Raw genomic sequence first — 25,620 nt, forward strand, 5'->3', positions numbered from 1 at the left:
GGAGAAAGATCGTTCATGTTGAATGTGCTTAGCCGCTGGTACCAACAGCGTTTTTCAGATCCAAACGCAGTGACTCTGTTTTTATTGCTGGTGTTTGGATTTGGAGTGATCTACTTCATCGGAGATATTATCGGCCCGCTGTTGGTGGCGATCGTGCTGGCCTATCTTCTTGAGTGGCCGGTCGCCCGGCTGGAGCGATTCGGAGTGAGGCGCTCCCTGGGTGTCACCCTGATCGTGGTGCTGTTTATCTCTTTGATGGTGATGGCTCTGGGAGGCTTGCTACCCATTGTGATCAAGCAGGGGATTAACCTTGGCAAGGAGGCGCCTGCTATGTTCAATGAGGCCCAGGCTTACATTAAGGCGCTACCGACCCGCTATCCGGAGCTGGTGGATATCAGTGTGATGGAGCGTTTTCTTGTGACAATTCAGTCTAAGCTGCTGTCAACCGGGGAGCTGATTGTGAAGTTTTCACTGGGCTCACTGCTGAACATGTTTGCGGTACTGATCTATCTGGTACTGGTGCCCCTGCTATTGTTCTTTTTACTCAAAGACAAGCAGGTTCTACTGAGCGCTATCTCTAAATTTATGCCGCGTAACCGCGCCCTGGCCGATCGGGTTTGGGCGGAAATGTATGAGCAGATCGCCAACTATATTCGGGGTAAGGTGATTGAGATTATCATTGTTGGGGTCGCCACCTATCTGGCGCTGTTCTTCTTTGGTCTTAACTATGCGGTGCTACTGAGTGTCTGTGTGGGCCTGTCGGTGTTGATCCCCTATGTGGGGGCGGTGGCTGTCACCATTCCGGTTGCTTTGGTGGGGCTCTTCCAGTGGGGACTGACACCACACTTTTTCTATATGATGCTCGCTTACCTGGTGGTGCAGGGGCTTGATGGTAACCTGCTGGTGCCGATCCTGTTCTCCGAGGCGGTCAATCTGCATCCGGTGATCATTATCATGGCTGTGCTGCTTTTCGGGGGCTTGTGGGGTTTTTGGGGGGTCTTTTTTGCGATTCCACTGGCGACTCTGATCAAGGCGGTGATCAATGTCTGGCCCAAGCGAGAGTACTTTACTCCTCTGAGCCTTGATTAGATAAGAGTAAATCACCCGCTCTTCTCAGGGAAGAGCGGGTTCGCTGTCTTAACCGGGAAGGGCTCCCAGAGCGATCCTGTTTGTCTTATCCCGGCTCCACTGGAGCCAGCCGCCATCGTAGACGCTTTCTTCAGGGTAACCGATGAGGTTGGCATAGAACCAGGTGAGGCTTGCCCGCCAGCCGGTACCACAGTAAAAGATCAAATGCTTATCCGGAGTGAGACCAGCTCTGGACCAGGCTCTGTGGATAAAGCTATCGGTGCGAAGGGTTCCATCCGGATTTAGAAAGTCGACCACATTATCCTTATTGGTGCCTGAGTGTCCCCAAATTGCACCTGGAATATGCCCCTTGCCCTTGATATAGCTATAGCCACTGATCTCACCCAGGTATTCGGGCCAGGATCGAACCGAAACCAGGCGCATATTCCCGGGATCTCGCTGCAATTTCTTGAGCTCATCGAGGGTGATATAGCTCTGGTGTTTGAGGGTAATCTTCCCAAAGCTGGTGACGGGATTTGGCTCTACGGCACCGATATCTGTCGCGAAGCCGGCAGCCTCCCAGGCCTTCAGTCCGCCGTTGAGCAGCCGTACATCTTTGGCGCCAATATAGTGCAGGGCAAATAGCACCCGGGCTGCCGCTTCAACCGGTTGACCGTAGAGCACTATGGTACGGTCGCGGCTTAGGCCTGCCTTGGCCATATTTTCTGCGAGCTTTTGTGGGGGAAGCAGATTCCACTCAGGCCCACTCTCCACACTGTCTGTGTTCAGATGAATCGCTCCTGGAATATGTGCCAGCAGATATTTAAGGCCTTTGCCATAGGATGCTTCCACAATAAGGGGTCGCTGTTCGGCTGGCTTTTTCAGCTCCCGGTGTAACCAGGCGGCTGAGACCAGGGCCTGATAGTTGGCAAGGTGAGTCAGGGGCAGGGAGGGGGTCTCGGCCCAGACCGAAAAGGGATCTCGGTAGATATGTAGCTGCTTAATCGGAAAGCCCTGTTGATGAAGGAGTTTCACTGCCTCACGGGACTGGGCTGGTGTTGAGCCATAGATAAGCAGGGGGCTTCCCGGTTTGATATTGCTGGATGCCAGGCGTTTAGCAAGCTCATCCGTGTCCTCTTTAAGCCAGCTCAGGGGGAGGTTTTCAGCTCCCGGCAGGTGGCCGCCGCGAAGCTCCCCGGGGGCGGGCCAGCCGTTGTACAGGTTGGAGTCGCGAACATCGATGATGACTCCCTTGTCCTGGTAAAGCCACTGCATGGTGGCTGAGTTATCTAAAACCTGAGGCGTCGGGCTTGCCTGAGTCAGGGGGGAGATGAGGAGCAGTGAGGTACAGAGCAGCTTTATATAGCGTTGAAACATGAGAGTCCGTCGGTGAAGTATCGATGGATTGTGACTCTATGTGATGTGAGATCCAGACTCAAGAGTAAGAGTGAGCAGATATGCTTGGGATCAAAAAATTGGCAGGATAGACCCGCAGCAGGAGCTGCGGGTAGACAGGCTAGCTAGTACATCAGGCTATAGATCTTGCGCCGGTAGGCTGAAGCCACAGGATCGGCCTCCATGGTGGCCAGGATATCCAGGAAATGCTTACGCGCATCGCCAAATCCCATCTCTTTTTGCAAAATAGAGAACAGTAGCTCCAGGGCCTCAGGTTTACGACCGGCCTGGCTATATTGAATCGCCAGCTCCTGCTTGAGCGCAAAATCATCCGGCTCAGAGGCGAGCTTCTCTTCCAGGGCCCGGATCTCAGGGGTGTCTGCGGCTTTTTTAGCCAGATCCAGTTGTGCCTGCAGGGATTGATACTGAGAGTCCTGATCGACCATGGGGATCGTGGCCAGCAGGGCTTCGGCCTCTTCAATTTTAGCCAGTTCCAGACAGGCCTGGGTCAGTAATAGCTTAATGTCAGAGCGCTCAGCTGCCAGTCCATAGGCCTGATGCAGAGTCTTATAGGCCTGAGCGGTGGCTTGCTCGGCAAGTTGCTGCTTTGCTTCAATTAACAGCAGATCTTCCGGTGCCGGTTGATGCTTGCTCAGAAACTCCTTGATCCCGGCTTCGTCCTGAGGGCCCATCAACGCATCCAGGGGACGGCCATCTTTAAACAGGACAATGGCGGGCACGCTCTGCAATCCCAACTGGACGGCCAGAGATTGAAGTTGGGGATCGGCGACATTCACCCGGGCCAGATCCAACATAGGGTTATCCTGACCGATCTGCTGCTCAAGGGTTGGTCCCATGGTCTGACACTCTGGGATCTGATCAGCATAGAAGTAGATGGCGACAATTTTTTCGCGAGAAGCTTCGATTAGGCTTTGCTGAAAGTTTTCGGCACTAATATCGACAATCATGACTGTCCTGTTTAGGTAGTTGTTTGTTAGGAATATGGGGGCAATATGTCTTTTATCAAGGCTGTGGGCCAAAGTGCCTCCAGCTCTTCATGTCCTGTCTTGTGGTCAGGGAGCATTATGCATCACAATTTTCCCGACGGTTCGCTGACGGCGGAGGCTCTCCAGAGCATCGGCGACCTCTTCAATCGAGATCACCTGGCTTAGGGGGACCTGGATCTTTCCCTGCTCTAGTTGCTGATTAAAGGCGGCGCCGGCATGGATCATGGCTGAGGCGGACTCGGGACCATGGCGGTGTCCCGAGCCCAGACTGAGCTGATGAAAAGTCAGTCCCCGCAGGAAGCTATCGCGATAGCGCTCCGGACGTACCAGCTGCACCAATTCGACCATGGCTCCCTCATAGGCCAGGCTGTTGGCAACCAGAATATCATTGTCGCCGCCCACCGCATCAATACCCTTGGTCACCCCCTGCTGCTCGGTGAGCTGCATCACCTCCTGAACCAGATCCTGGGTGTGATAATCTATGGTGTGTGTGGCGCCGAGGCTTAATACATGATCGCGGTTTTTTTCACTGCAGCTGGCGATAACAGTTCGGACCCCCTGCAGCCTGGCTAGCTGTAGGGCGAAGCTTCCTACCCCCCTGAGCCTCCGGCGATTAGTAAGCTGTCGCAGGCATCGATCTTTAGTTTATCCATGAGTGCCCGCCAGGCGGTCCATCCCGCACAGGGGGTCGCAGCAGCCTTGATGGGATCTATGTTGGGGTGGGGAAGTAGGGTTTGGGCGTTGTGCACTGCATACTCACTGAAACCACCATGGGGTTTTAACATATCGCCATGATAGAGGATCCGATCACCAACCTTCCACTGTTCGACTTCCTCTCCAAGCTCAGTGATCACTCCTGAGACATCCAGCCCGGGGACCCAGTTATCATCCATGTCGGGGGCCAGAGACTTCCACTCACGGATTTTGCTATCCACCGGGTTTAACCCACAGGCCACCACTTTTAACTGGACCTCTGTGGGCCCAGGCGTGGGAAGAGGCTGCTTTTTTAGGGTAAATCGATCGCGGTTCGGATCAAAAGTGAGGGCTTGCATCTGTTTCTCCTCCATGAAATGAGCCTGGGTAGCAGTATAGGTTGTTCCGGGATAACCAGGTCATTTAACTGGTTTCAAGCTCTTTATTGAGTGCTTCAAGCACCCGGGATCCAGGCAGGCAAAGATCACCCGCTCTATCTGAGTATTGCTTAGCTGCTGCCTGAGCGTTGTCAGGGCGATATGGCAGGCCTGGGGGATTGGGAAACCATAGATACCACAACTAATCGCCGGGAAGGCGAGCGTGCGCAGCTGATGCTGTTCAGCCAGAGCCATAGCGTTGCGATAGCAGCGGCTCAGGATCTCTGCTTCCTGGTGAGTATCGCCCTGCCAAATCGGCCCAACGGTATGGATCACATACCTGGCTGGTAACCGATAGCCCCCGTTAGTTTTGCTTCTCCCGGCCGGCATCCCCCGAGAGATTGACACTCCTTTAATAGCTGGGGGCCCGCGGCACGGTGAATCGCTCCATCAACACCGCCACCACCGAGCAGGCTGGTATTGGCGGCATTGACAATGGCATCGACGGCAAGGGTCGTAATATCAAGTTGGCGGATCTCAATTATTGTCATGCTGTCCCTGCTTATAATGACATCTTGTCGGATTTTGTTTCCAAAGCATACCGGATAGGCGCAAGAGGGTAAATTTGCCATTAGCTGAATGTACTGTGATCAATCGTGCATAACTTGCTGTTTTACAAAGATTCCACACAGCTCAGCAGATATAGCAGCAGGAGCATAGGAGCTGGCTAGTTGAGAGAAGGGGAGTCATTGCTGATTTTGCGAGCAGCCTTGCGCTATTTTTTTGAGCCGGATCGCAAACTGGTAGTTTACTGCCGATGCCGGGGGATGGCTTTGTTAGAATGATCGCGCCGAGATGGCAACCCCCTAAAAGCGACGGTTAGTCGCAATTCCGTAGCACCTTTGGAGCAGCCCATCCTGCGAGTCAGGAATGGGCTTTTTTTTATCAGTCATGCAGGGCGATGTACTTGTGATCTAGGTAGTCATTGAGCCCCTCGGTGCCTCCCTCCTTGCCATAACCAGACTCCTTGAGTCCGCCAAAGGGGGCCTGAGCCGCAGAGAATAGTCCCGAATTGATGCTGACAATCCCGGACTCAAGTTGCAGCGAGAGGCGCTTGGCGCGTGCCAGGTTCTGGGTAAAACAGTAGCTGGCAAGCCCATAGGGGGTATCATTGGCTCGCCGGATGACCTCAGCCTCATCATCAAACTGCTGAATGGCCACTACAGGGCCGAAGATCTCCTGATGACAGATATCCATGCTTTCATCGATATCGAGTAGCACCGTAGGTTCAAAGAAGTTTCCGGAACCCTCGAGCCTGTGGCCGCCGGTCAGGCAACGAGCGCCTTTTGTCAATGCATCCTCAATGAGTTGCTCTACCTTATCGATGGCGGCCTGGTTAATCAGTGGACCCTGATTCGATTCAGTCTTCATCCCAAAGCCGGGGGTGAGAGAGCCAAGCTTTTCTTCGAGTTGTTTAATAAATTCAGAGGCGATGGAGCGCTGCAGGTAGATACGGTTGGCACAGACGCAGGTCTGACCTGAATTTCGAAACTTGCTGACCATCAATCCCTGGAGCGCGGCACTGAGATCCGCATCTTCAAATACGATGAAGGGGGCATTGCCTCCGAGTTCGAGTGAGAGCCGCTTGAGGCTGGGAGCACTCTGGGCCGCCAGTAGTTTTCCCACCCGGGTAGAACCGGTGAAGCTCAGCTTTCGGACCCTGGGGTCTGTGGTCAGGGTCTCCCCTATGCTGACGGGATCGCCACACAGGATATTGAGGAGCCCGGCAGGAAGCTTGGCTTGCTCGGCGAGCCTGGCAAGGGCTAGCGCCGTCAGGGGGGTCTCTTCGGAGGGTTTTACCACCAGGGAGCAGCCCGCTATCAGGGCGGGGGCAGCCTTGCGGACGATCATCGCCATCGGAAAGTTCCAGGGAGTGATCGCGGCGCAGACGCCGATTCCCTGAGATATTACCTGTAGCTGCTGATGGGGATCTGCTGAGGGGATGAGCCGTCCATAGCTGCGTTTGCCCTCTTCAATAAACCACTCAAGATAGGAGAGGCCATAGTCCACTTCTCCCAGAGCCTCGTTAAGAGGTTTCCCCTGTTCGAACACCATTAATTCAGCCAGAGCCTCGCGGTGGCTCTTGATCTCTTCTGCCCAGTCCCTTAATCGGGTGCCACGTTGATACATGGTCATTCTTTGCCAGGCACTCAGGGAACGGTGGGCGGCGGTGATCGCAAGTTCCGCTTCTCTGGCGCCGGCGGCAGCGATTGAGGCAAGAGGGGCACCTGTGGCCGGGTTATAGATTGTCAGGGTGTCAGGGGAGTCGAGCCAGCGGCCATCAATGTAGTGGGAGCGGCAGATTAGTTGCCGGGCGCCGGGGCTGAGTTGTGAATCCATCTTGATCTCCTGCTGGGGGGCAAAATACCATCCTAGCAGGATTCAAGTGTTGAGGTTAACCGATATCCGGGCGGCGACTGCAGCCGTGCATCGGGATGCATACCGGGGTAAAGCCCTTGATCGCTTCGTAGCAAAAATCCCCGACGGCCTGATGCAGAGAGTCCGGGTGATGATTGGTGATCAGTATAACGCTCTTGCCCAGGTTGTTGCGACGGCGCAGCAGGTGCCCAAGAAAGTTTGCCTGACTTTCATTGAGGCGGGAGCGGTTGGCAGCGATCTCATCGAGGATCAGCAGATCCACCTGCTCCAGGGCTTTACGATAGCGATTGCGCTCTGTTGGGTCTTCGATGAGCCCGAAGAACAAGCGGTTAATGATCGACTCCCACTGCTGAAAGATCACCGAACGTTGATGGTTTTCAATCAGTTCATGGGCGATCGCACCGGCCAGGGTTGATTTTCCGGTTCCGTAATCCCCATGGATCAGGACACAGCGCCCCCCTGCTTCTCCCACAGCTCAAACCCGTTGATAAAGGCGTAGGCGATCTGCAGGGGCTCAAGCATGCTTGGATCAGTCATATCAATGGCATCGAAGCGCCAGTGGGTATTGATATCCGCCTGATTGAGCAGTGATTGAGTGCGGTGCTGGCAGGCTTCATGTTGCAGGCGTTTCACATCCTGGTTTGCCTGCTGCTCATATTGCTGGCGAAGCTCTTCATAATCAGCCATCCGGCCGCCTGTCTGCTGCTGCAGGCGCTGGATCCGGTTGAGCAGCTTATTGACCGGCATATCGGTTGCCTCATGCTCAGGTAGGTTTGATTGATGGGGGTTAGCTTTCTTCATCATCAGCTCTTGGATTAAATTGTTGGGCTGCCGCGATCATCTCTTTGGCCCGGGTATTATCTTTGGCGGGCTTAGGGGGCGATGGCTTGAGACTCTTTTGATAACCAGGCTGTGGTGCCGTGGGCGATCTTCGAACATAGCGATTATTTTTCAAAGAGCGAATAAACTGAATCATCCACTGATGCTGATTCTTGAAGACGTCGGGTCTTCCCAGCCAGAATGCGATAAATTCACCCAGTTCCTCCTCAGCAAAGTTTGGATCGCTCAGACCACAGAGTTTAGCCAGGGTTGCGAAGCCACTATCGGGACGCCACTCCAGGTGGATGGCAAACTGCTGCTGGGGCACGGGTGACTGTGGGCTTTGGCGCAGCAGGGGAAGCTCAAAGCTCGCCCCATGGTAGTGCTCGACGGGGGACTCTCCGGCCAGGATCAATAGCCCGCTGCTCATCAGCTGCTCAAATAGCTCGGTGAGCTGGGAGGCATTGATCTGAAAGCTAAATTCCTGGGAGTTTTTCTCACGAACCGCCAGCGCCTTACCGATTTCCGGATAGAGGATGGGGCCGACCCGGCCAGAGCCATCGGCATGGCGACGCAGCTGCATGCAATAGAGGGTGCGCGCCGCATGTGGCAGAGTTGGATCATCGAGGGCTTGGTATTCTGCTGGGGTCATAGGCCGGAGCGTCAGGGATAAAGAGAGGGTATTATCGGGTGCCATCATCCAAGATGCAAGGCACCCGCAAGCTTTAGTCGGCCGTGCTCTGTGTGGTCAGTTCGCGGCACAGGTGCAGTAGGTAGTCCCGGTACTCGTCCGCAATCTCATTATGCCGTAGGGCGTATTCGGTGTTGGCCTTGAGATAGCCAAGCTTGGAGCCGCAGTCGTGACTCTTGCCCTTCATGTAGTAGGCACAGACCCGCTCCTGCTCCAGCAGGGCTGCGATGGCGTCGGTGAGCTGGATCTCATCGCCGGCCCCCGGGGGAGTTTTTGCCAGCAGTGGCCAGATATTGGCTGAGAGCACATAGCGACCCACCACCGCCAGGTTGGAGGGGGCCTCTTCGCGTTTAGGTTTCTCAACAATGGTGCGGATTGGGGCGGATTCTCCGGCGGTGATCACACTGCCATTGATATCGGCAATACCATATTTTTCCACCTCGTCTTCGGGCACCGGCTCTACCATGATCTGTGAGCTGCTGTCTTGGTTAAACGTTTGGATCATCTGGGCCAGGTTATCCTGCTCAAGATCGCAGGAGGCGTCATCAATCAGTACATCCGGCAGCAAAACAGCGAAGGGGTTATCTCCCACCAGGGGGCGGGCACACAGAATGGCGTGGCCAAGTCCTTTGGCTTCCCCCTGGCGCACATGCATGATGGTTACATCCTTGGGGCAGATGGAGCGCACTTCGTCGAGGAGCTGACGCTTGACCCGGCGCTCCAGGGTGGTTTCCAGCTCAAAGCTCTTATCGAAGTGATTTTCGATGGAGTTTTTACTGGAGTGAGTGACCAGAACGATCTCCTTGATGCCAGCGGCGATCGCCTCGTTCACCACGTACTGGATCAGAGGCTTGTCAACGATCGGCAGCATCTCCTTGGGGATCGCCTTGGTGGCGGGAAGCATGCGGGTTCCCAGGCCGGCAACGGGCAGAACTGCTTTGCGCACACCCATTAACTGTTGTTTCATCTGCGATTCCTTCTTTTGGACGGCGCCATGGTAGCCCAATTGTGGTGATAAATCAGCATTAGACCCTGCCGTTTATCCGGGGTTGTGATGGGTAAGACTCAGACTTACCCATCTGGTTCAACCTCGAGTGATTTGAGCCAGGTCTTACTACTTTGGCCGTGGTGTTCAAACTCTGAACAGATGATAACCAAGAGAGCGGCCAGCACAAATTTTTGATTATTTAGCCTCGATTGGTACAAGGCTATTGCGATACTGTTCGACCCACATGGCGGTGGCACCACAGACGGCGACCGGCATGATAAAGAGATTTAGAACAGGGATTGCCGAGAGCAGCATGGTCAGGGCCCCGAAGCTCAGGCATTTACCTTTACGGCGGGCCAGGGCCTCGCGCATATCCGGGAAGTCCACCTTGTGATTATCAAAGGGGTAGTCACAGTACTGGATCGCCATCATCCAGGCGTTAAACACAAACCACACCACCGGTCCCAGGGTCTGTCCCAGCAGTGGGATGAAGGAGAGGATCAGGCAGCCCAGCAGGCGCGGCAGATAGTAGAGGAGCTTCTTCCATTCCCGCTTGAGGGTGCGGGGCACTTCGGCTATCAATTCGGCGATCGATGCATCCGGGGTCGGCTGGCCGGTGAGCATCAGTTCGACCCGTTCGGCCAGCAGGCCGTTGAAGGGGGCGGCAATCCAGTTGGCGACCGCACTGAAGATAAAAGAGAACACCACCAGGATAGTGATCACCGCCAGCGGGATCAGCAGGTAATTGAGCCAGGTGAGCCAGCTGGGAAGGAAGCTGTCAATCCATTGCAGCAGTCCCTCAAACTGGAGGAACAGCCAGTAAAAGGCACCGATAAACAGCAGCAGGTTGACCAGCAGTGGGATCAGCACAAAGCGGCGGATCCCGGGCTTTCGCACCAGAGAAAAACCGCGCAGCAGGTACTCAGCTCCGCTGACTGAATCATTGACCATAGAGGTAGATTGACGCATGGGTTGTTTTATCCTTAACCTAGGGCTGAAGGCAGATATTACAAACTTGCTGCGCATCTGGTAAAGTCGCGGCCTTTATTTATTGTGAACCCCGAAGCTTAATGCGTCTGAAACTGATCAAACTGGCTGGATTCAAATCCTTTGTCGAGCCGACTAAAATCCCCTTTCCGGCAGCGGTCACCGCCATTGTCGGCCCCAATGGCTGTGGTAAATCCAATGTGATTGACGCGGTACGCTGGGTGTTGGGGGAGAGTACGGCTCGCCAGCTGCGCGGGGGAGCGATGACAGATGTGATTTTTAATGGCTCGACCCGGCGCGCCCCCAACTCCAAGGCGGTGGTGGAGCTGGTATTTGATAACAGCCTGGGACGGATCCAGGGAGCCTTTGCCAAGTACCAGGAGATCGCGGTGCGCCGCGAGGTGAATCGGGATGGCAAGAATCAGTATTTTATCAACCAGACCCGTTGTCGGCGACGGGATGTGGTGGATCTATTCAGTGGCACCGGCCTGGGCCCACGCAGCTACTCCATCATTGAGCAGGGGATGATCTCAAGGCTGATTGAATCGCGTCCCGAGGAGCTCAGGGTGTTTCTCGAAGAGGCGGCCGGGATCTCTCGCTACAAGGAGCGGCGTAAAGAGACCGAATCACGAATTAGCCATACCCGGGAGAATCTGGAGCGGCTGGGAGATCTTCGCCTGCAACTGGGGGAGCGGTTGCAAAAACTGCGGCAGCAGGCCGAAGCGGCACAGCAGTACCGGGATCTCAAGTCTAGGCAGCGCACCTTGCAGGGAGAGCTGCTGGGGCTTGAGTATTGCCAGGCAGAGGTGAAGGCATCCAGGGCAAAATCTGAGGTGGATAAACTTAGCCTGGCTCAGGAGCAGCAGCAGGCAGGCCTGACCCGGTTTGAGCGTGACAAACAGCAGCTCCTGGCCCGGCGTGGTGAGCTTGCAGAGCAGCAGAGCTATCTGCAGCAGCAGTTTTACCTGACCGGACAGGAGCTCACCCGGCTCGAGCAACAGCGCAAGCATCAGCAAGCGATGGCCAAAGAGCGCGAGGAGCAGCAGCAACGCCTGAGCCAGCGCCAGCGGGAGCTAGAGCAGGAGCTGGCTCAGCAGGCAGAGCAACTTGCTGTTCAGCAGCGGTTGAGTCAGCAGCTCGAAAGCGACCTTGAGCAGCAAAATCAAGCCCTGGAGTGTTCAAAGTCCGGCGCTCAGGCCAAGGAGCAGCAGTTGCAGCAGGCCCGGGAGAGCTTCTACCGCAGTGAAAGCGCTCTGCAACAGCTGCATCATCAGCGTCAGCAGTGGCAGCAGCAAACCCAGGCTTTGCAGGCTCTGCTGGATAAGTCCCTGCAGCGACAGCCCCAACTCAAAGAGGAGCAGTCAAGGCTAAAGAAGCAGCTTACTGAGGATGCCAGGCAGACCGAGGAGCCCCTGTTGCTGGCAAAGCAGCGGCTTTCTCAGCAGCAGGGGAAGCTTGAGGCGGCCCATCAGCAACTGATGGCAGGTCAGCCACAGATCGCCTCGGATGAACAAAAGCTCAGTGAGCTGCAATCTCGGGAGGTAGCCCTGCGCTCCCGGAAAGAGGCGCTGGCACCGTTGGTTGAGGGGCCTAAGAGTGAGCTATTCGAAGAGCTTGCCCGGCAGGGGATCACGGCGAGCTCCCTGAGTGACTCCCTGAATATGGAGCCTGAGTGGTTACCGGCCCTACAGAAGGTGATGGGCCAGTGGTTATCGGCGGCCTGTGTCGACTCGGTAGCCGAGCATCCAGGGCGCTATCTGCTCGCAGATACTCAGCCCCCTCGAGAGGGGAGTCTGGCGCAGAAACTATCGGCTGAAGTGATTCCGGGTTTCCTGAACCAGATCTATTGCGTCGATTCTCGTGACGAGGCGCAGCATAAGCTTGGGCTTCTCGGGGCGGGGGAGTCGGTGATCACCGCTGAAGGCCACTGGTTTGGTCAGAACTGGGCCGATCTCAGTGAGCCGGACTCCGGGGATTCGGCTCTGTTATGGTTTGAAGAGCTCAGAGAGCTTGAAGCAAACCTTGCGGAAAATGCTGAGCAGCAGACACAGCAGCGCAAACAACTTGAGGATGGTTATCAGGCGTTAAGACTCAGTGAGGAGGAGCACCAGACTCTGGAGAGCGAGCTTGGCCGCATTCAGGGCGAGGTCCGTGAGGCTGAGTTAAGCTGGCGAGAGATCCAGGGACGTCGTCAGCATACTCAGGATCGTCTGGAAGCGCTCACCCATGAGCTTGATCAATTGGCCCTGGAGACCCAAAATGAGCGGCAGCAGCTGGCTGAAAGTGCGCAAAAGGGTGAGCAGTTTGATGATGAGAGGCTTAAGGCTCAGCAGGCTCTTGAACAGGCAGAAGCTAAGCTGAATCTGGCTCGCAGCGATCATCAGCAGCAGCTTAAGCAGGTCAGTGAGTTGCAGCAGCAACGCGAGCAGCAACAGCTTGCTCTATCCGAGGCCAGGGGAGCAGAGCAGCGCCTCAATAGCCTGCAGGAGAGATACTCTCAGGACAGGGCTGAACTCATCGCCAGTATGGAGGCTTTGAGCCAGCGAGCTGAGAGCAGCGAACCTCTGGTGAGTGAGGTACGTCTCAAAGAGCTATTTGACCTGCAGCTTGAACAGGAGCAGGAGCAACAGAAACTCGCCACTGAGGTGAAGGGGCTGGATGAGAAGGTCAGTACCCTGAGTGAGCAGCAAAAGAGAGTGCAAAAGGAGCTAAATCAGGGGCAACAACAACTCATTGACAAGCAGCTGCAGGCCCAGAAGCTCCTGACCCAGCTGGAGCTTCTGGAGCAGCAGCTCAGGGAGCAGCAATTTGAGTTAGATGATGAGGCGAGACAGGCTCTGGAGAAGCGCTCAATCGGAGGGCTGCAAAAAGAGCTTAAACAGATAGCCACCCAGCTTGAGTTGCTGGGGCGGTTAACCTCAGTGCCCTGGAGGAGTATGAGACAGAGCGCGAGCGCTGGAACTATATGGAGCAGCAGATGCAGGATCTGCAGCAGGCGCTGGAGACTCTTGAGGGCGCGATTCGTCGCATCGATCGGGAAACCCGGGCACGCTTCAGGGAAACCTATGAGGCGGTCAATGCCGATCTGCAGGGGCTTTTCCCCAAGGTCTTTGGTGGAGGAAAAGCCTGGCTCGAACTCACTTCTGACGATCTGCTGCAGTCGGGGGTGCAGATCATGGCTCAGCCTCCAGGCAAGAAGAACTCCAGTATCGCCTTGCTTTCGGGAGGAGAGAAGGCTTTGACCGCCCTGGCGCTGGTGTTTGCTATCTTTCGCCTCAACCCGGCACCATTTTGTATGCTCGATGAGGTGGACGCACCGCTGGATGAAGTCAATGTCGGGCGCTTCTGCACACTTGTCAAAGAGATGTCGGAAGCAGTACAGTTTATCTGTATCAGTCACAATAAAGTCTCGATGGAGATGGCTGATCAGCTCACAGGAGTCACGATGCAGGAACCAGGAGTTTCTCGGGTGGTCTCAGTGGATATCAGGGAAGCGGTTTCCCTGATTGAATCTTAACCGGTAAGAGATGCAGTGATGCAGGATTTGCGAATCGTTTTAATTATCGTTGGAATTGTGGTGATCGTGGCTATCATGGCGCATGGTTTGTGGAAAAGTAAAAAAGGAAAATACCGTCCACTCAAAGAGAAGCCCTTGCGCAAGATGCCCGAAACACGCCCGGAATCTGGCTCAGAGCCCGCACTGGACTCGGAGCCTCAATTTGATGCCGATGGTATCGGCGAGGTGCGGGTCGTCGGGCGCGACCAGCCAGAGGCTGAGCCTGGTTTACGTAAAGAGCCACAGCTAGGGCCTGTTACAGCTCCCCAGGGGGAGTTAGCGAAAGAGGTTACGCCTCCTGCCATGGAGGTTGAGACTAAACTCTCTGAGCCGGTTGTGGCCACGGAGCCTGCACTCCAGGTGGCGGATGAAGAGGAGAGTCAGGCCGAACCTGAGGCTGTAACGCAAGCCCAAGTGGAGACCCGACCCAGTGGGGAGGAGCCAGCACCTTCGGTGAAAAGCTGGCAGGATATCTATGTGATCAATGTGATGGCCCTGGATAACCGAGAGCTTGAGGGGGCGAAGCTCCTGCCATCTCTGACCCGGCTCGGTTTTAAATATGGTGAGATGGAGATCTTTCATCGCCACGAAGATAGTGCGGGTAAGGGACAGGTTCTGTTTAGCCTGGCCAATATGGTCAACCCAGGAACTTTTCGGCCGGAGAAGATGGAGCAGTTCTCGACTCCCGGGATCTCTCTTTTTATGCAGCTTCCCAGGCAGGGCTATGGGGAAAGGGTGTATAAGTTGATGAGCTCTGCTGCCGATCGCTTAGCCGGTGAGCTTGGCGGGGTGTTGATGGATGCACAGCGTCAACCCCTGAGTGAGGAGCAGCTCGATGAGAATCTTGATGGTTTGCGAGCCTATGACAGCCAGAAAGTCGGTTAATCGATTTTAAATTGTGACAAAGAGGCACGCTCTGCGTGCCTCTTTTTTGTCAGTTCCCTGATGCAGGAGGTGCCATGTCAGACAGAGTGATAGAAGTAGTTGCGTTTGACGAGGGCTGGTCAAGGGTTTTTAGGGAAGAGCGTCAGCAGCTCAGACAGGTGCTTGGGAGTGACAATCTGCTTGCTGTCCATCATATTGGCAGCACATCGGTTGCAGGATTATCGGCAAAACCTGTCATTGATATGCTGCTCGAAGTAGCCAGCCTTGAAAAGCTCGATGCAGATACGCCCAGGCTCGAAAGCCTTGGTTATCACTCCAGGGGGGAGTTTGGGATCACCGGGCGACGCTTTTTTCAAAAGGGTGATCCCAACAGAACCCATCACCTGCACGCTTTTGTGCGCAATGATCCTAATATTGAGCGACACCTGGCGTTTCGCGATTATCTGGCCCGGTTTTCCGAGGTAAGAGAGCAGTATCAGGCGCTGAAACTCGAGGGTGCAGCACTATGTGAGAACGACATCGAGCGCTATTGCGACCATAAGCATGACTTCATTCAGCAGCATGAGAAGCTGGCGATCGCCTGGAAGAGGGCCAGGGGCTCGTTTGGCTGAACGACTATTTACACTGCTTGACGGGCTCCAGACCTGAGCCTTTTGGAAGGTAGCGGGTATAGTAGCCTTCATATTTGCATTCCTGGCGCAGCCTCTTTAGCCCCTGATTGATGATCTCTACCAGTTTTTGCGCCCGGGGTGACTGGCGGGAGACCCACATGTGAAAGTTATGCTGGGGAACCGGCAGTGCCCGGTATTTAATGGCCTTGGGTAGCTTAAAACGTCCCAGGGATTCGGAGCCGACAACGGGCTCAATCTGCGAAAGCACCAGCTCACAACGACGTGACATCATCTTGAGCAGGGCCTGGTGGGTGGTGTGAGCTCCGGTATCCAGGCGTTTTTTCAAGCCTGCCTGGTAGAAATGAGCGTAGTTATAGCCTGCGACGCCACAGATGGTGTAGCGATTGAGATCCTCGATACTGCTGATCTGGATCCCCTGGGGATAGCGTTCGCCATCATAGAAGTAGCCAGGGCGGGTCGTATAAAATGCCTCGGTAGCAACAAAGACGTTATGCCGATGTGGGTTGGCACTACCGTTTGCCAGCATCTCAAATTGACCACTGGTGCCAAACAACTCGACCTCTTTCATGCAGCGTTTCCAGGGGAGCAGACGGATCTGCATCCGGTAGCCTGCCTGTTCAAGAATATCCTTGAGCGCCGTTACCGAGGCACCGCTGATCAGGCGATTGGTGGTTCCCTCTTTGACCGGCTCATAGAAGGCGTAGGGAGGCCACTCGGCCGCATCGTCGCAGACCCGGATCAGTTTATCGTCGGCGAATGCTCCGGGTAAGAGTGCAAGGAGTCCAATACTAATCCCAATCAAACTTAATATTCGGAGCATGAAACAATCTCATATCGTATTGATATAAAAGAGTATAAGCCACCCATCAAAAGCTGTTTTTATACCATTCATGAAAGAAATGTGATCGGCTTGCTGATAATCCATGAGTCATTTGAGCCACGCAGCAAGTACATCCATGTATGCTCGATGCCAGAATCCATGCTGACAACGGGCTAAATCACTCACAGATTATCCAAATCAGTGCAGTCACATCCTGATCACCTAACTATTGGGATTGGTATTAGTCCGCGGTTGAGGGTGAATACTCGCCTCGCTTGATAGCAAGCAGCAGTGGATCCGGGTTAAAGGGCGTGGAAAGACTCTGGCTTTGCGCGAGAAGCTTGATTTTTTGCAGTGAGATCCCCTGAGCCCCCCGGGCAATTTTGTTTGTCATCAGGGACTTTTTGAAAGTGAGCCACTCATCGAGGTAACTTCTGTCATCGCTGGCGGCCGTGTAATTGAGCATGCTACTGGTATAGTCCAGCTCTTGCTGGTGAAAACAGGCGTTCATCGCGAGTTGATCCATGACCAAAACCACAGCGGTCATCTGAAGTTTACTTAGCTGGTTAAACCAGGGATCCAGGATTGATGTGAGCGAGTTTTGCGCTTTTTGCTCCAGGCAGCTTGCGACCTTTTGATCCAAAGCCAGGTAATCTGCCTCCATCTGCTGCTTGATGTCGCTGATAAATGGTGATTTTGGTGAGGTAGCGGCTGTGGTGGTGAATAGCACGGTCAACAATAGGATCCATCTCATAGCGATACCTTGGGCTGAAAAAATGCTCTTTGCTTGAGCATAGTTCGCTGCGGCGGGCTTTCAATCTGAGTAGCATTGCGGATCAGAGAAGTGCGATGAGCATGGATGCTGGAGTACAGAGGTCGCCAGGGATGGCATAAGCTGCCGACAGTTCCAGGGCTCAATGGCTAAACTTATGTATGGGAAACGTACTGGAGTTAACGGAGTGACTTTAAAAGAGCATGGCACATTTACCCTGGAGATCCGCCAGGAGATCCTGCTGATCAATCCGATCGGTGCCTGGAATCTGGAGATGGCGCAGCATTTTTGTGCAGACTACCGGGAGTTCTGCCGTGAGCTTATTGAGCAACCCTGGGGAAGCTTGCTGGATTTTGGGCAGTGGCAACTGGGGCCTCCGGATATGTGGCAGCCGATCGAGGAGCTTGCGGTGTGGCTCTCGCATCGACACCATAGTTTTGAGGCGGTGATCTGCCCCTTGTCGATTCAAAAACAGCTTATCAAGCGGCGCTTTGAGATCACTCCCGGACTTATCACCGAGTTTTTTGATGACTGGGACAAGGCCTTTGCCTGGTGCCTGCAGCAGACTCAACAACTTCGCGCATCGACTTGAATATGATTTATCCTGCTGATGGCTGGTTTGCCGCTCTGCTGCATTACTACCTGGGTGCGATATACAAGTAAGTACGGAGGCAGCGATAATCAGGAGGATGTTAGCTGCCGACGGCACATTACGCTTGTATCACCAAGAGTAATCAAAAAATCACTTCGCGCCTTGGGTTTATCATCCCAGACAAACTTCCCCGGTTTGATATTGACAGTACGGAGTGTGCGAATGCCGTGAAAGGCAGGAAGCCTGAGAGCGGCAGCCACGAAATGAAACAACAACTCTATATTGTACGACTCAGGGCTTGTTCACGGGTCTTTAGCTCCTCTCTGATTGGGCTAAAAGGGATGGCTTTCGGAAGACTGAGGGAATCTGCCTGTTTTGGCGAAAAAGTGGAGGGACTATTTTTGTCATATGAGTTTCAGGGGCTGTTATCGTGAGAGGACTAATATGAGTACAATATGTAGTTCCTGCCATCACTATTGATGATGAGAAGATGTGGGAATAGCATCTCGTTGTGATTCATTCAGGCCTTAAATAACTGTTTAACCCAGGTTAACTGCGGTTATGGTTTTTGTAACCAAAAGCTTCATCAAACATTAAAAGTTACTCTAAAGATAGGGTTTGAAACACTTTGAAACTAACAAAGTCTGCGGATTGGGTTAAAATGTTCAAGGCTGGGCGTAATTATAATTAAGCTATTGATTTTGCTCATGTTTTCTGTTTTGTGATCCACTCCTAATATTTGTCTCAAAGTTGATCAAATCACTAGTCAGTGTTTACAACCTCAAGCTATATTCACCCCCGCTTACTTTATCTTCAATAAATTTTGGATAGAAGTTGAGCATGTTTTCGATAACGCGGTGTAATAGTAATTTTTTCATGCAAAATCTCCTGGGTTGAGGTAACGAGAAAATTCTACTTTTGGCTGCTGTTGTTTTTAGGGGGATTACCCCCATGGTGCGTTGTTTAAAACCTGGCTAGCCTACCAGAGCAGATGCTCCTGGTTTTGATAGGGAGCTATCGATAGTTCCGGCTTTTAGCCCCAGCTTTGCAGCGAAACCCTTAACGCTCATATCGTTGAGTCGTTCGAATACTAATACAGTGAGATCCCCTGATATTTTCACAGGGATCATTAATCACCAGCTTGTTATACCGCGGGATAGGAAATGAACCTGCGTGAGTCTTTCTGCTGGGCCGGGGATTACCCCAGATTACTTAAATCGCAAACCTAAATGGAGTATGTTGCAATGGTGCAAAAAAGTAATGTGTCTGCTGCTGAGGCCATCATTGATGGCTTGGGTGGTCCAAGCAATATCAAGTTCATGACGTGCTGTGCTACGCGCCTACGTTTTGAACTGAAGGATGGTTCATTACCTGATAAGGCCAAGCTGGATGCGATTCCTGAGGTCATGGGGTGTGTTCCGCAAGCCGGTGATCGTTACCAGGTCATCATCGGTGGTGCAGTGATGACTGTATACAACCAGATTAAAGCACTGCCATCTATGCAGGGAACCACAGGCGAAGATGATTCGGCCGAGAGCTCTGCTCAGTCTAATGATGACATCAAGGCATCCATTCGCTCCTCCGGCCCGCGTGGCAAGGTTGCATGGGTTGATGGCTTCTTCGAGTACCTGTCTGACTCCTTCCGCCCGATTCTGGGGGTTCTGCTTGGTGCATCGCTGATCATTGCCTTGTGTGCGATGCTGGATGCCCTGCACATCGTTGATTTCCGTGGTGACAAGTCTGCGGGCTGGGTGTTTGTCGACTCCATGTGGCACACTGTGTTCTACTTCCTGCCGATCATGATCGCCTATAATGCTTCGAAGAAGCTTAAGATCGACCCATGGGTTGGTGCTGCCATCATGGGCGCCCTGATGACTCCAGACTTCCAGAAGCTGATGACTATGGCTTCTACGGTTGCGACTAAGGATCAGGTGCTGGGTACTACCTCTTACATGGCGCACATCTTCGGTCTGCCGATGCAGCTCAATGACTACTCAGGCCAAGTGTTTGTACCGCTGATCATGGTTGCTGTTCTTGCGCTGGTGTATCGTGGCCTGCAGCGTATCTTCCCACAGAACGTTCACATGGTGTTTGTTCCTTTCTTCTCCCTGGTCATCATGGTTCCGCTGACAGCGTTCCTGATTGGTCCTCTGGGTGTTTGGGCGGGTACTAACCTGGGTATTGGCCTGGCGTGGATGAACAATCATGCGCCTTTCCTATTCGCGATTCTGATCCCTCTGCTGTATCCATTCCTGGTTCCACTGGGACTACACTGGCCACTCAACGCCCTGATGCTGATGAACATCCAGTCTCTTGGCTACGACTTCATCCAGGGTCCAATGGGTGTGTGGAACTTCGCATGTTTCGGTGCAACTGCCGGCGTACTGTTCCTCTCCTGGCGTGAGCGTGATTCCTCCATGCGTCAGATCTCTCTGGGCGCTCTGGCTGCGGGTCTGTTCGGTGGTATCTCTGAGCCATCACTGTACGGTATCCACCTGCGCTTCAAGAAGGTTTACTCACGCATGCTGCCTGGCTGTTTCGCTGGTGGTGTTGTGATTGCTATCCTGGGCGCGGCCTACGGCGGTGTTAAAACCAAGGCGTTTGCCTTCACCTCACTGCTGACCATCCCTGTGTTCAACCCAATGTGGGTGTACGGGGTTGCGATCCTGGTTGCCTTCTGCGTACCTTTCTTCCTGATTGCCTTCATGGATTATCGTACTCCTGAAGAGAAGGCTGCAGCAAAAGCCCGGGTTCAGGCTGAGCTGGCTAAAGAGAAGAACGCTGAGATCGGTGGCGCAGTAGCAGCAAAAGTTGAAACTACGGCATAACAATCGCGTTATCTGTTGATTTTCCGGGGACTGATAGTCCCCGCCAAATCGCCCAACGAACTCCTTGCGGAGCCTCTGAGGGCGATTTTTCATTTCTGACTCCCGGCCATACCTTATAAAGATTCAACAACTTCTCTTTTCCCTGAACTCTCCTTTGACTCAGCTCATAGTTATCTTCATTCGAACCCTCTTGCCGGGGAATGTCGGTGTGCGGTTTGTTAGACTATCGGTTCAAAGCTGCTGTTTGAGGCGCAGGGGAGCCGTAACTTCGGGGCGGTAGCATGCGGGTTTTTGATTGCCCTGCGGGCTGGATTTCAGCTTTGCAAGCTGATGCCCTGACAGGCTGGGTTTGTGCCTGCGGCACACAGACGCCGGTGCCGACCGGCAGCGGCCAGAAGGGATTGCTTGTCCAATCCCCTCTGGACTCCCAAGGACACCCCACGATTTGCTTAATCCTCGCATTTCAAAATCGCAAAAGTACAGGCAAACAGTGCGTCCATGCACTGGTTGTCTTTTCGTCGCTTCTGCCGCACAGGGATTGTGTCAATGGAACGTGAGCCAAGGATGGCGGCAGTTCCCTGCGACTCACCTTTTGCTCTTTTTTGAAATGCTCGGCGCAAATCGACGGTGCCCATCAAACCTGTGTTGAGAGTCACAGTGTAATTCCAGTAGCTCGACATCTGCTGTATTGATTGTGCGAATGCTGCGAAAGGCGAGAAGCCTTAAAGCGATCCGGCTCGAAACAATAGAACCTCTAACGACTAAGGCTGTATGTGCCATAGGTGGATATGAGTGAGTTAAATAAAGACTCTAAAATGGAGTGTGCTCGTCATGGGCTACGTAGACCAGCTTTCATTTGTCAGCATCTTTTGCATGAAGAAAATCTCAGCTTTTATGAGTCCGATGAAGCACCAGATCTCGAGTGGCCCTTTAAGAGTGCCTGGTGCGCCAAGTGTGAAGCGGTTGCCATTGAATAAGGTGGTTGGAAGGATGTGCCTGAAAGCTTTGCACAGGTGACGGCGATTTGTGAAGGCTGCTACGAGAAGCTAAAAGAGCGTCGTAGGTGAGCAGATTTTTACCTGTGCCTGTGTGATCTGAGAGTGGATGAATCAGGGAATAGGCTTGCGGAGTTAAGGGCAAACATGGAGGAAAAGATGGCTGATAAGAGGTTTGGCAAGGCGTCGTGCCTGTGTGGCTCTGTAACAATTACGGCCAATGATATTAGTGATAAGGTCACTGCTTGCCACTGTGATATGTGCCGCAAATGGAGCGGTGGGCCAGCATTAGCCATTGAGTGTGGTAGTGAGGTGACAATTGATGGCGAAGAGCATCTTTCTATCTATGACTCATCCGCTTGGGCAGAGCGGGGGTTCTGTAAGGCGTGTGGGACACATCTCTTTTATCGAATTAAACAGAGCAATGAATATATGATCCCGGCGGGATTTTTCCAGGAGAAGGATGGCCTTGCGTATTATCGCGATGGCGATCACCGAATAATATGATGTCGATCACCTCAACATCCCGTCTCACAGACTGGGTTATTTTTTACCCTGAGTGATCGGCATCCGTCAACTCTGCGGTGATTTTTCTCATCGATTCTCCGCATAATTCTACACGGATCGCTCCATGAACCAGACGATCCAGGATCGCATCCGCATGGGTTGATTCACCGATCATTGTGTGCCAGTGCTCCAGCGGAAGCTGGCTGCCGATCAGTGTGGCTCCGTGACCATGGCGAGCATCGATTAACTCCAGTAGATCGCTACGCTGAAGCGCATTCAGCGACTCCAGTCCCCAGTCATCGAGGATCAGAAGCGGCGTGTTTCTCAACTGAACCATCAGCTTTCGATAGCTGCCATCAGCCTGAGCCAGCTGCAGTTGCTCCAGCAGCTCTTTAAACCGGAAGTAGCGAACCCCGAGTCCCTGCAGACAGAAGTGATGGCCCAGGGCGCAGGCCAGATAGGTTTTCCCGCACCCGGTCGCCCCGGTCAGGATCAGAGTCTGCCCCAGGCTAAGCCAGTATCCCTCTGCCAGTGAGCGGATCTGGGCTCTATGCAAGCCGCGATCACTTCGATAATCCAGTTGCTCCAGATTTGCCTGCAGCCGGAATCGGGCCTGCTTGATAAGGCGCTCGATCCGCCGCTGAGACCGATCCGTCAGCTCCTGCTCCAGCAGCAGGCTGAGTCGCTCTTCGAACCCGAGTTCCTGGTAGTGCCCGGGTTGCTGATGTTGCCTTTCCAGGGCATCCCGGATACCACTTAGTTTCAGCTCCCGAAGTTGCTGTTTGAGTTGTTCTGTCATCTTTGATCCTTAGTGATAGTAGCCTGAGCCACGGATATTGAGGTGAGTGAGCTCCGCCAGACGATCCGGCTGAGTTTCGGGCAGTGGCTGGCCATCCAGCCCTTTTCCAGGATGGAGCGGATCCCTTTCTGATAGTAAACGCCCGTTCGGTCTGCTCGCTGGCAGGCCGCTTCTAAGCGGGGGCGTCCATATCGCTTTTCCAGGTTGAGGATCCCAAGGCTGGCCCGATATCCAAGCTCCGGGTGGGACTTTCGGTAGAGCAGCTGTTTGATCACCGCAAGCGTGGAGGGGCCTATCTCCTGAGCCCAGTTCAGAAAGCGTCCCGGGGTCCATTGCATCTGCTTTTGGTGTGCGACCGGCATATGATCGGGGTGGGTGGTTTGCCCTCCCTGCTGATAGCTGCGTGGATGTGTCGCGACACAGCGACCACCATGATAGATCCGTACCAGGTTGTCGCAGATATGCGCTTCAAGCTTGCGTTTGAGCAGGGTATAGGGAACCGAGTAGTAGTGCTTGTCGAGCTCGATGTGATAGTCGATATGAACCCGAACCGCCTTCACCCGGGTGAACTGATAGGGGTTTTGAGGCAGCGATTTGAGCACCGGTTTGTCTAGCAATTCAAACTGTGATTTACGGCTTCCCGGCAGCTTCTTGAACGGGCGATTGTTCAACTCGGTGAGCAGAGCCCCGATCCGCTGGTTTAGCTGAGCCAGACTGAAGAAGGTCTCATGGCGCAGTTTTGCCAGGATCCAGCGCTCAACGATCTGCACGCCCACCTCAGCCTTGGCTTTATCTTTGGGCTTGTAAGGACGGGCAGGAAGCACTGCAACACCATAGTGTGCAGCCAGCTGCTGATAGGTAGGATTGAGATCTGGCTCGTAGCGACACGCTCTACTGACTCCGCTTTTGAGATTATCCGGAACGATCATCTCTGGTACTCCCCCCAGAAATTCGAAGGCCCGTTTATGGCTCATCACCCAGTCTTCCAGCCCCTGACTCAAGGTTGCATCGGCGTAGGTGTAGCTGGATGCACCCATCACAGCGACAAAGATCTGAGCCCGACGCTCCTCCCCAGTCCTCGGATCCACGATGGGCACGGTTGGACCGCAGTAATCAACAAACAGTTTTTCACCGGCTTTATGGCTCTGACGCATTGAGGGAGACTGGCATTTACGCCACTCACGATAACGCATGCAGTAATGGTTATAGCTGTAGTGGTTCTTGGGATGTCGCTCAGCATACTCCTCCCACAGGAGTTGTAGCGTCATCCCTTTGCGTCTGAGCTCCTGATGGGCCACGGCCCAATCCGGCAGAGGAGGTGTCTGACGAACCGTGATCCGGGTCTCAAGGAACTCACGGCGCAGCCGCTCTTCATCCCACTCAGCAGGCAGAGGCCATTGGCATAGCCCCATCTGTTGGGCCCTTTTGCAGTAATTGGACACAGTCGACGGAGACACAGACAGGCTGCTTGCGATCTGGCGGTGACTCAGGCCGCCTTGGTACTTGAGTCTGAGGATCTCTTTGAGTTTTCGCATGGTGATATGCACCGTTGGCATGGCTGGCTCTCCGCTCGAGGTCAAACAGAGAGCATAGCCGGTTAAAAAAACACCTGCGAAACGGGAGTTGAAATGAATAACATTTCGGTCGGGACTGCATAATATTCATGCCGATCACCCAATAATATAAAACTCAAAAGTGATCGCCATCGATATTATTGAGCGATCGCGATCGATATTATTCAGTGATCGCTATCGATCTTATTGGGTGATCGCGATGGACCAAAAAACGCAGGCCTTCTTTTTGAGAAACAGTACTTTATAGACAAGAAGCCAGACTACTACAGCTTTGCAAACGAAACCGAGAACTTAACTAAGGCTGAGGTTTTTGCTTTGTATGCGCCTGATGAGTAGCTATGGATTGAAGCCCTGTGTATAGCTACACATGGTTGGAGCCATGAATCCTTAATTAACTAGTCAAGGAAGAAGCGATGAAACATGATGATAATCCATTCAGAAGAGTCGGCGTCGTATTTCTTACCATAGGTATCATTGATCTTGGGGTCATGGTGTACTGCATTACCAACAGTATCGGCTACTCCTCGAGTTTCAACATCTTCGCGATTATTGCTGGCGCTTTTTTACTCAAAGGAAATGTTAAAACTGCTCGCATCGTACGATGGCTGAGTGCATTTTTTGCCTCATGCTTCATTATTATGTTGCTCACTATGCCAATAGCTGTGCCCCCGAGCCTCCTATTGGTGCAGCTAAAAACGAACGCACTGGATGTGGTTGGGACTTTGTTGGCCTCTTTGGTATCCATTGCCGTTTTGATCTGGGGTCACACTCAGTTATCGAGTACCGAATCATTTAAGCTTTTTGCTCAGGCTGGCTATAGAGTTCGCAGCTCTATGTCCGCCTATCTCTGGGTGTGATCCTGATGGGGCTGATGGTGAGTATTACCACCATCTCTCTTCATGGGGAGTCAGCGAGCAGGGCCAAGCTTCTGGCGAAAGAGCAGTTAGGGCCGGGATATCAGTATTATGTTTCCAGTCTTTCAACCTCGGGGAAATCGGGTAGTGCCTCTGTCACCGCGTATACAGACCGGGAGATCAAGCAGGTGAAGGTGCAGTGGTAGGGTTTGTATGACCTGCGGTCGGCTTGGTTTTCAACCCTGTGGGTTGATGTCCTGACGGGCTGGTTTTGTGCCTGCGGCACATAGACGCCGGTGCCGACCTGCAACGGCCAGAAGGGATTGCTTGTCCAATCCCCTC

At 53.5% G+C, this 25,620-nt stretch carries 20 protein-coding genes and 4 pseudogenes; 10 read left to right on the forward strand and 14 right to left on the reverse strand.

Going from position 1 to position 25,620, the window contains the following annotated elements:
• Positions 1 to 15 precede the first annotated feature (15 nt).
• The gene (locus DB847_RS06500; protein ID WP_108649953.1) at positions 16 to 1,089 is read left to right on the forward strand and encodes an AI-2E family transporter; all 1,074 of its coding nucleotides are present in this window, start codon (positions 16 to 18) and stop codon (positions 1,087 to 1,089) included.
• A gap of 48 nt (positions 1,090 to 1,137) precedes the next feature.
• Here the strand turns inward: DB847_RS06500 and DB847_RS06505 are convergent, their stop codons facing one another.
• The 10 genes and pseudogenes from DB847_RS06505 to cysZ form a co-directional block, all read right to left on the reverse strand.
• A complete protein-coding gene (locus tag DB847_RS06505) occupies positions 1,138 to 2,445 on the reverse strand; it encodes a rhodanese-like domain-containing protein (RefSeq protein WP_108649954.1) in 1,308 nt (435 codons plus the stop codon).
• Positions 2,446 to 2,588: 143 nt separating this feature from the next.
• On the reverse strand, positions 2,589 to 3,431 hold the full coding sequence (locus tag DB847_RS06510) for a tetratricopeptide repeat protein (protein ID WP_108649955.1): 843 nt from the start codon (positions 3,429 to 3,431) through the stop codon (positions 2,589 to 2,591).
• A gap of 105 nt (positions 3,432 to 3,536) precedes the next feature.
• A complete protein-coding gene (locus DB847_RS24825; protein ID WP_199911839.1) occupies positions 3,537 to 4,100 on the reverse strand; it encodes a zinc-binding dehydrogenase in 564 nt (187 codons plus the stop codon).
• The gene (locus DB847_RS24830) at positions 4,061 to 4,522 is read right to left on the reverse strand and encodes an alcohol dehydrogenase catalytic domain-containing protein (RefSeq protein WP_199911756.1); all 462 of its coding nucleotides are present in this window, start codon (positions 4,520 to 4,522) and stop codon (positions 4,061 to 4,063) included. The genes DB847_RS24825 and DB847_RS24830 overlap by 40 nt, the downstream gene beginning before the upstream one ends.
• Positions 4,523 to 4,582: 60 nt before the next feature.
• Positions 4,583 to 5,172: pseudogene (locus DB847_RS26575) on the reverse strand (O-acetyl-ADP-ribose deacetylase).
• 313 nt (positions 5,173 to 5,485) lie between these two features.
• Positions 5,486 to 6,940: an NAD-dependent succinate-semialdehyde dehydrogenase gene (locus DB847_RS06525; RefSeq protein ID WP_108649956.1), complete on the reverse strand. Its 1,455-nt coding sequence runs from the start codon at positions 6,938 to 6,940 to the stop codon at positions 5,486 to 5,488.
• 55 nt (positions 6,941 to 6,995) lie between these two features.
• A pseudogene (locus DB847_RS06530) lies at positions 6,996 to 7,783 on the reverse strand (ATP-binding protein).
• Entirely contained in the window at positions 7,767 to 8,450 is a 684-nt protein-coding gene (locus DB847_RS06535; protein WP_108652921.1) for a DnaT-like ssDNA-binding domain-containing protein, read from the reverse strand. The pseudogene DB847_RS06530 and the gene DB847_RS06535 overlap by 17 nt, the downstream one beginning before the upstream one ends.
• 73 nt (positions 8,451 to 8,523) lie before the next feature.
• Positions 8,524 to 9,456, reverse strand: a complete 933-nt coding sequence (gene galU / locus DB847_RS06540; RefSeq protein WP_108649957.1) for a UTP--glucose-1-phosphate uridylyltransferase GalU — start codon at positions 9,454 to 9,456, stop codon at positions 8,524 to 8,526.
• Between the two features lie 216 nt (positions 9,457 to 9,672).
• On the reverse strand, positions 9,673 to 10,446 hold the full coding sequence (gene cysZ, locus DB847_RS06545) for a sulfate transporter CysZ (protein WP_108649958.1): 774 nt from the start codon (positions 10,444 to 10,446) through the stop codon (positions 9,673 to 9,675).
• 101 nt (positions 10,447 to 10,547) lie between these two features.
• Between cysZ and DB847_RS06550 the strand changes: the two are divergent.
• From DB847_RS06550 to DB847_RS06565, 4 genes and pseudogenes are all read left to right on the forward strand, one after another.
• A pseudogene (locus DB847_RS06550) lies at positions 10,548 to 13,133 on the forward strand (AAA family ATPase); the annotation flags it as partial.
• A gap of 308 nt (positions 13,134 to 13,441) precedes the next feature.
• The gene (locus tag DB847_RS25455) at positions 13,442 to 13,981 is read left to right on the forward strand and encodes a hypothetical protein (RefSeq protein WP_234418528.1); all 540 of its coding nucleotides are present in this window, start codon (positions 13,442 to 13,444) and stop codon (positions 13,979 to 13,981) included.
• 18 nt (positions 13,982 to 13,999) lie between these two features.
• Positions 14,000 to 14,905 carry a cell division protein ZipA gene (gene zipA / locus DB847_RS06560; protein WP_108649961.1) on the forward strand — a complete coding sequence of 302 codons (906 nt, stop codon included), beginning with the start codon at positions 14,000 to 14,002 and terminating at the stop codon, positions 14,903 to 14,905.
• A 74-nt stretch (positions 14,906 to 14,979) separates the two neighbouring features.
• A complete protein-coding gene (locus DB847_RS06565) occupies positions 14,980 to 15,516 on the forward strand; it encodes a GrpB family protein (RefSeq protein WP_108649962.1) in 537 nt (178 codons plus the stop codon).
• Between the two features lie 4 nt (positions 15,517 to 15,520).
• Here DB847_RS06565 and DB847_RS06570 read toward each other — a convergent pair whose 3' ends face one another.
• Positions 15,521 to 16,357: a substrate-binding periplasmic protein gene (locus DB847_RS06570; protein ID WP_108649963.1), complete on the reverse strand. Its 837-nt coding sequence runs from the start codon at positions 16,355 to 16,357 to the stop codon at positions 15,521 to 15,523.
• 241 nt (positions 16,358 to 16,598) lie between these two features.
• Positions 16,599 to 17,111, reverse strand: coding sequence for a hypothetical protein (locus DB847_RS06575; RefSeq protein WP_108649964.1), 513 nt, complete (start codon positions 17,109 to 17,111; stop codon positions 16,599 to 16,601).
• A gap of 205 nt (positions 17,112 to 17,316) precedes the next feature.
• On the opposite strand from DB847_RS06575, the gene DB847_RS06580 reads away from it, so the two are divergent.
• The 3 genes from DB847_RS06580 (at position 17,317) to DB847_RS06600 (ending at position 22,051) form a co-directional block, all read left to right on the forward strand.
• Positions 17,317 to 17,721, forward strand: a complete 405-nt coding sequence (locus DB847_RS06580) for a hypothetical protein (RefSeq protein ID WP_108649965.1) — start codon at positions 17,317 to 17,319, stop codon at positions 17,719 to 17,721.
• 1,244 nt (positions 17,722 to 18,965) lie between these two features.
• The gene (locus tag DB847_RS06585; RefSeq protein WP_108649966.1) at positions 18,966 to 20,549 is read left to right on the forward strand and encodes a PTS transporter subunit EIIC; all 1,584 of its coding nucleotides are present in this window, start codon (positions 18,966 to 18,968) and stop codon (positions 20,547 to 20,549) included.
• 1,154 nt (positions 20,550 to 21,703) lie between these two features.
• A complete protein-coding gene (locus DB847_RS06600; RefSeq protein ID WP_108649969.1) occupies positions 21,704 to 22,051 on the forward strand; it encodes a GFA family protein in 348 nt (115 codons plus the stop codon).
• Positions 22,052 to 22,094: 43 nt separating this feature from the next.
• Here DB847_RS06600 and istB read toward each other — a convergent pair whose 3' ends face one another.
• Together istB and istA are read right to left on the reverse strand one after the other, a co-directional pair.
• Positions 22,095 to 22,850, reverse strand: coding sequence for an IS21-like element helper ATPase IstB (istB, locus tag DB847_RS06605; RefSeq protein WP_108649424.1), 756 nt, complete (start codon positions 22,848 to 22,850; stop codon positions 22,095 to 22,097).
• Between the two features lie 9 nt (positions 22,851 to 22,859).
• Positions 22,860 to 24,406: pseudogene (istA, locus tag DB847_RS06610) on the reverse strand (IS21 family transposase).
• A gap of 431 nt (positions 24,407 to 24,837) precedes the next feature.
• Here istA and DB847_RS06620 point away from each other — a divergent pair.
• Positions 24,838 to 25,281: a hypothetical protein gene (locus tag DB847_RS06620; RefSeq protein ID WP_108649970.1), complete on the forward strand. Its 444-nt coding sequence runs from the start codon at positions 24,838 to 24,840 to the stop codon at positions 25,279 to 25,281.
• A gap of 5 nt (positions 25,282 to 25,286) precedes the next feature.
• Positions 25,287 to 25,484, forward strand: a complete 198-nt coding sequence (locus tag DB847_RS06625) for a hypothetical protein (protein WP_159084429.1) — start codon at positions 25,287 to 25,289, stop codon at positions 25,482 to 25,484.
• Positions 25,485 to 25,620: the final 136 nt, after the last annotated feature.

The organism is Dongshaea marina (assembly GCF_003072645.1).
Lineage (GTDB): Bacteria > Pseudomonadota > Gammaproteobacteria > Enterobacterales > Aeromonadaceae > Dongshaea > Dongshaea marina.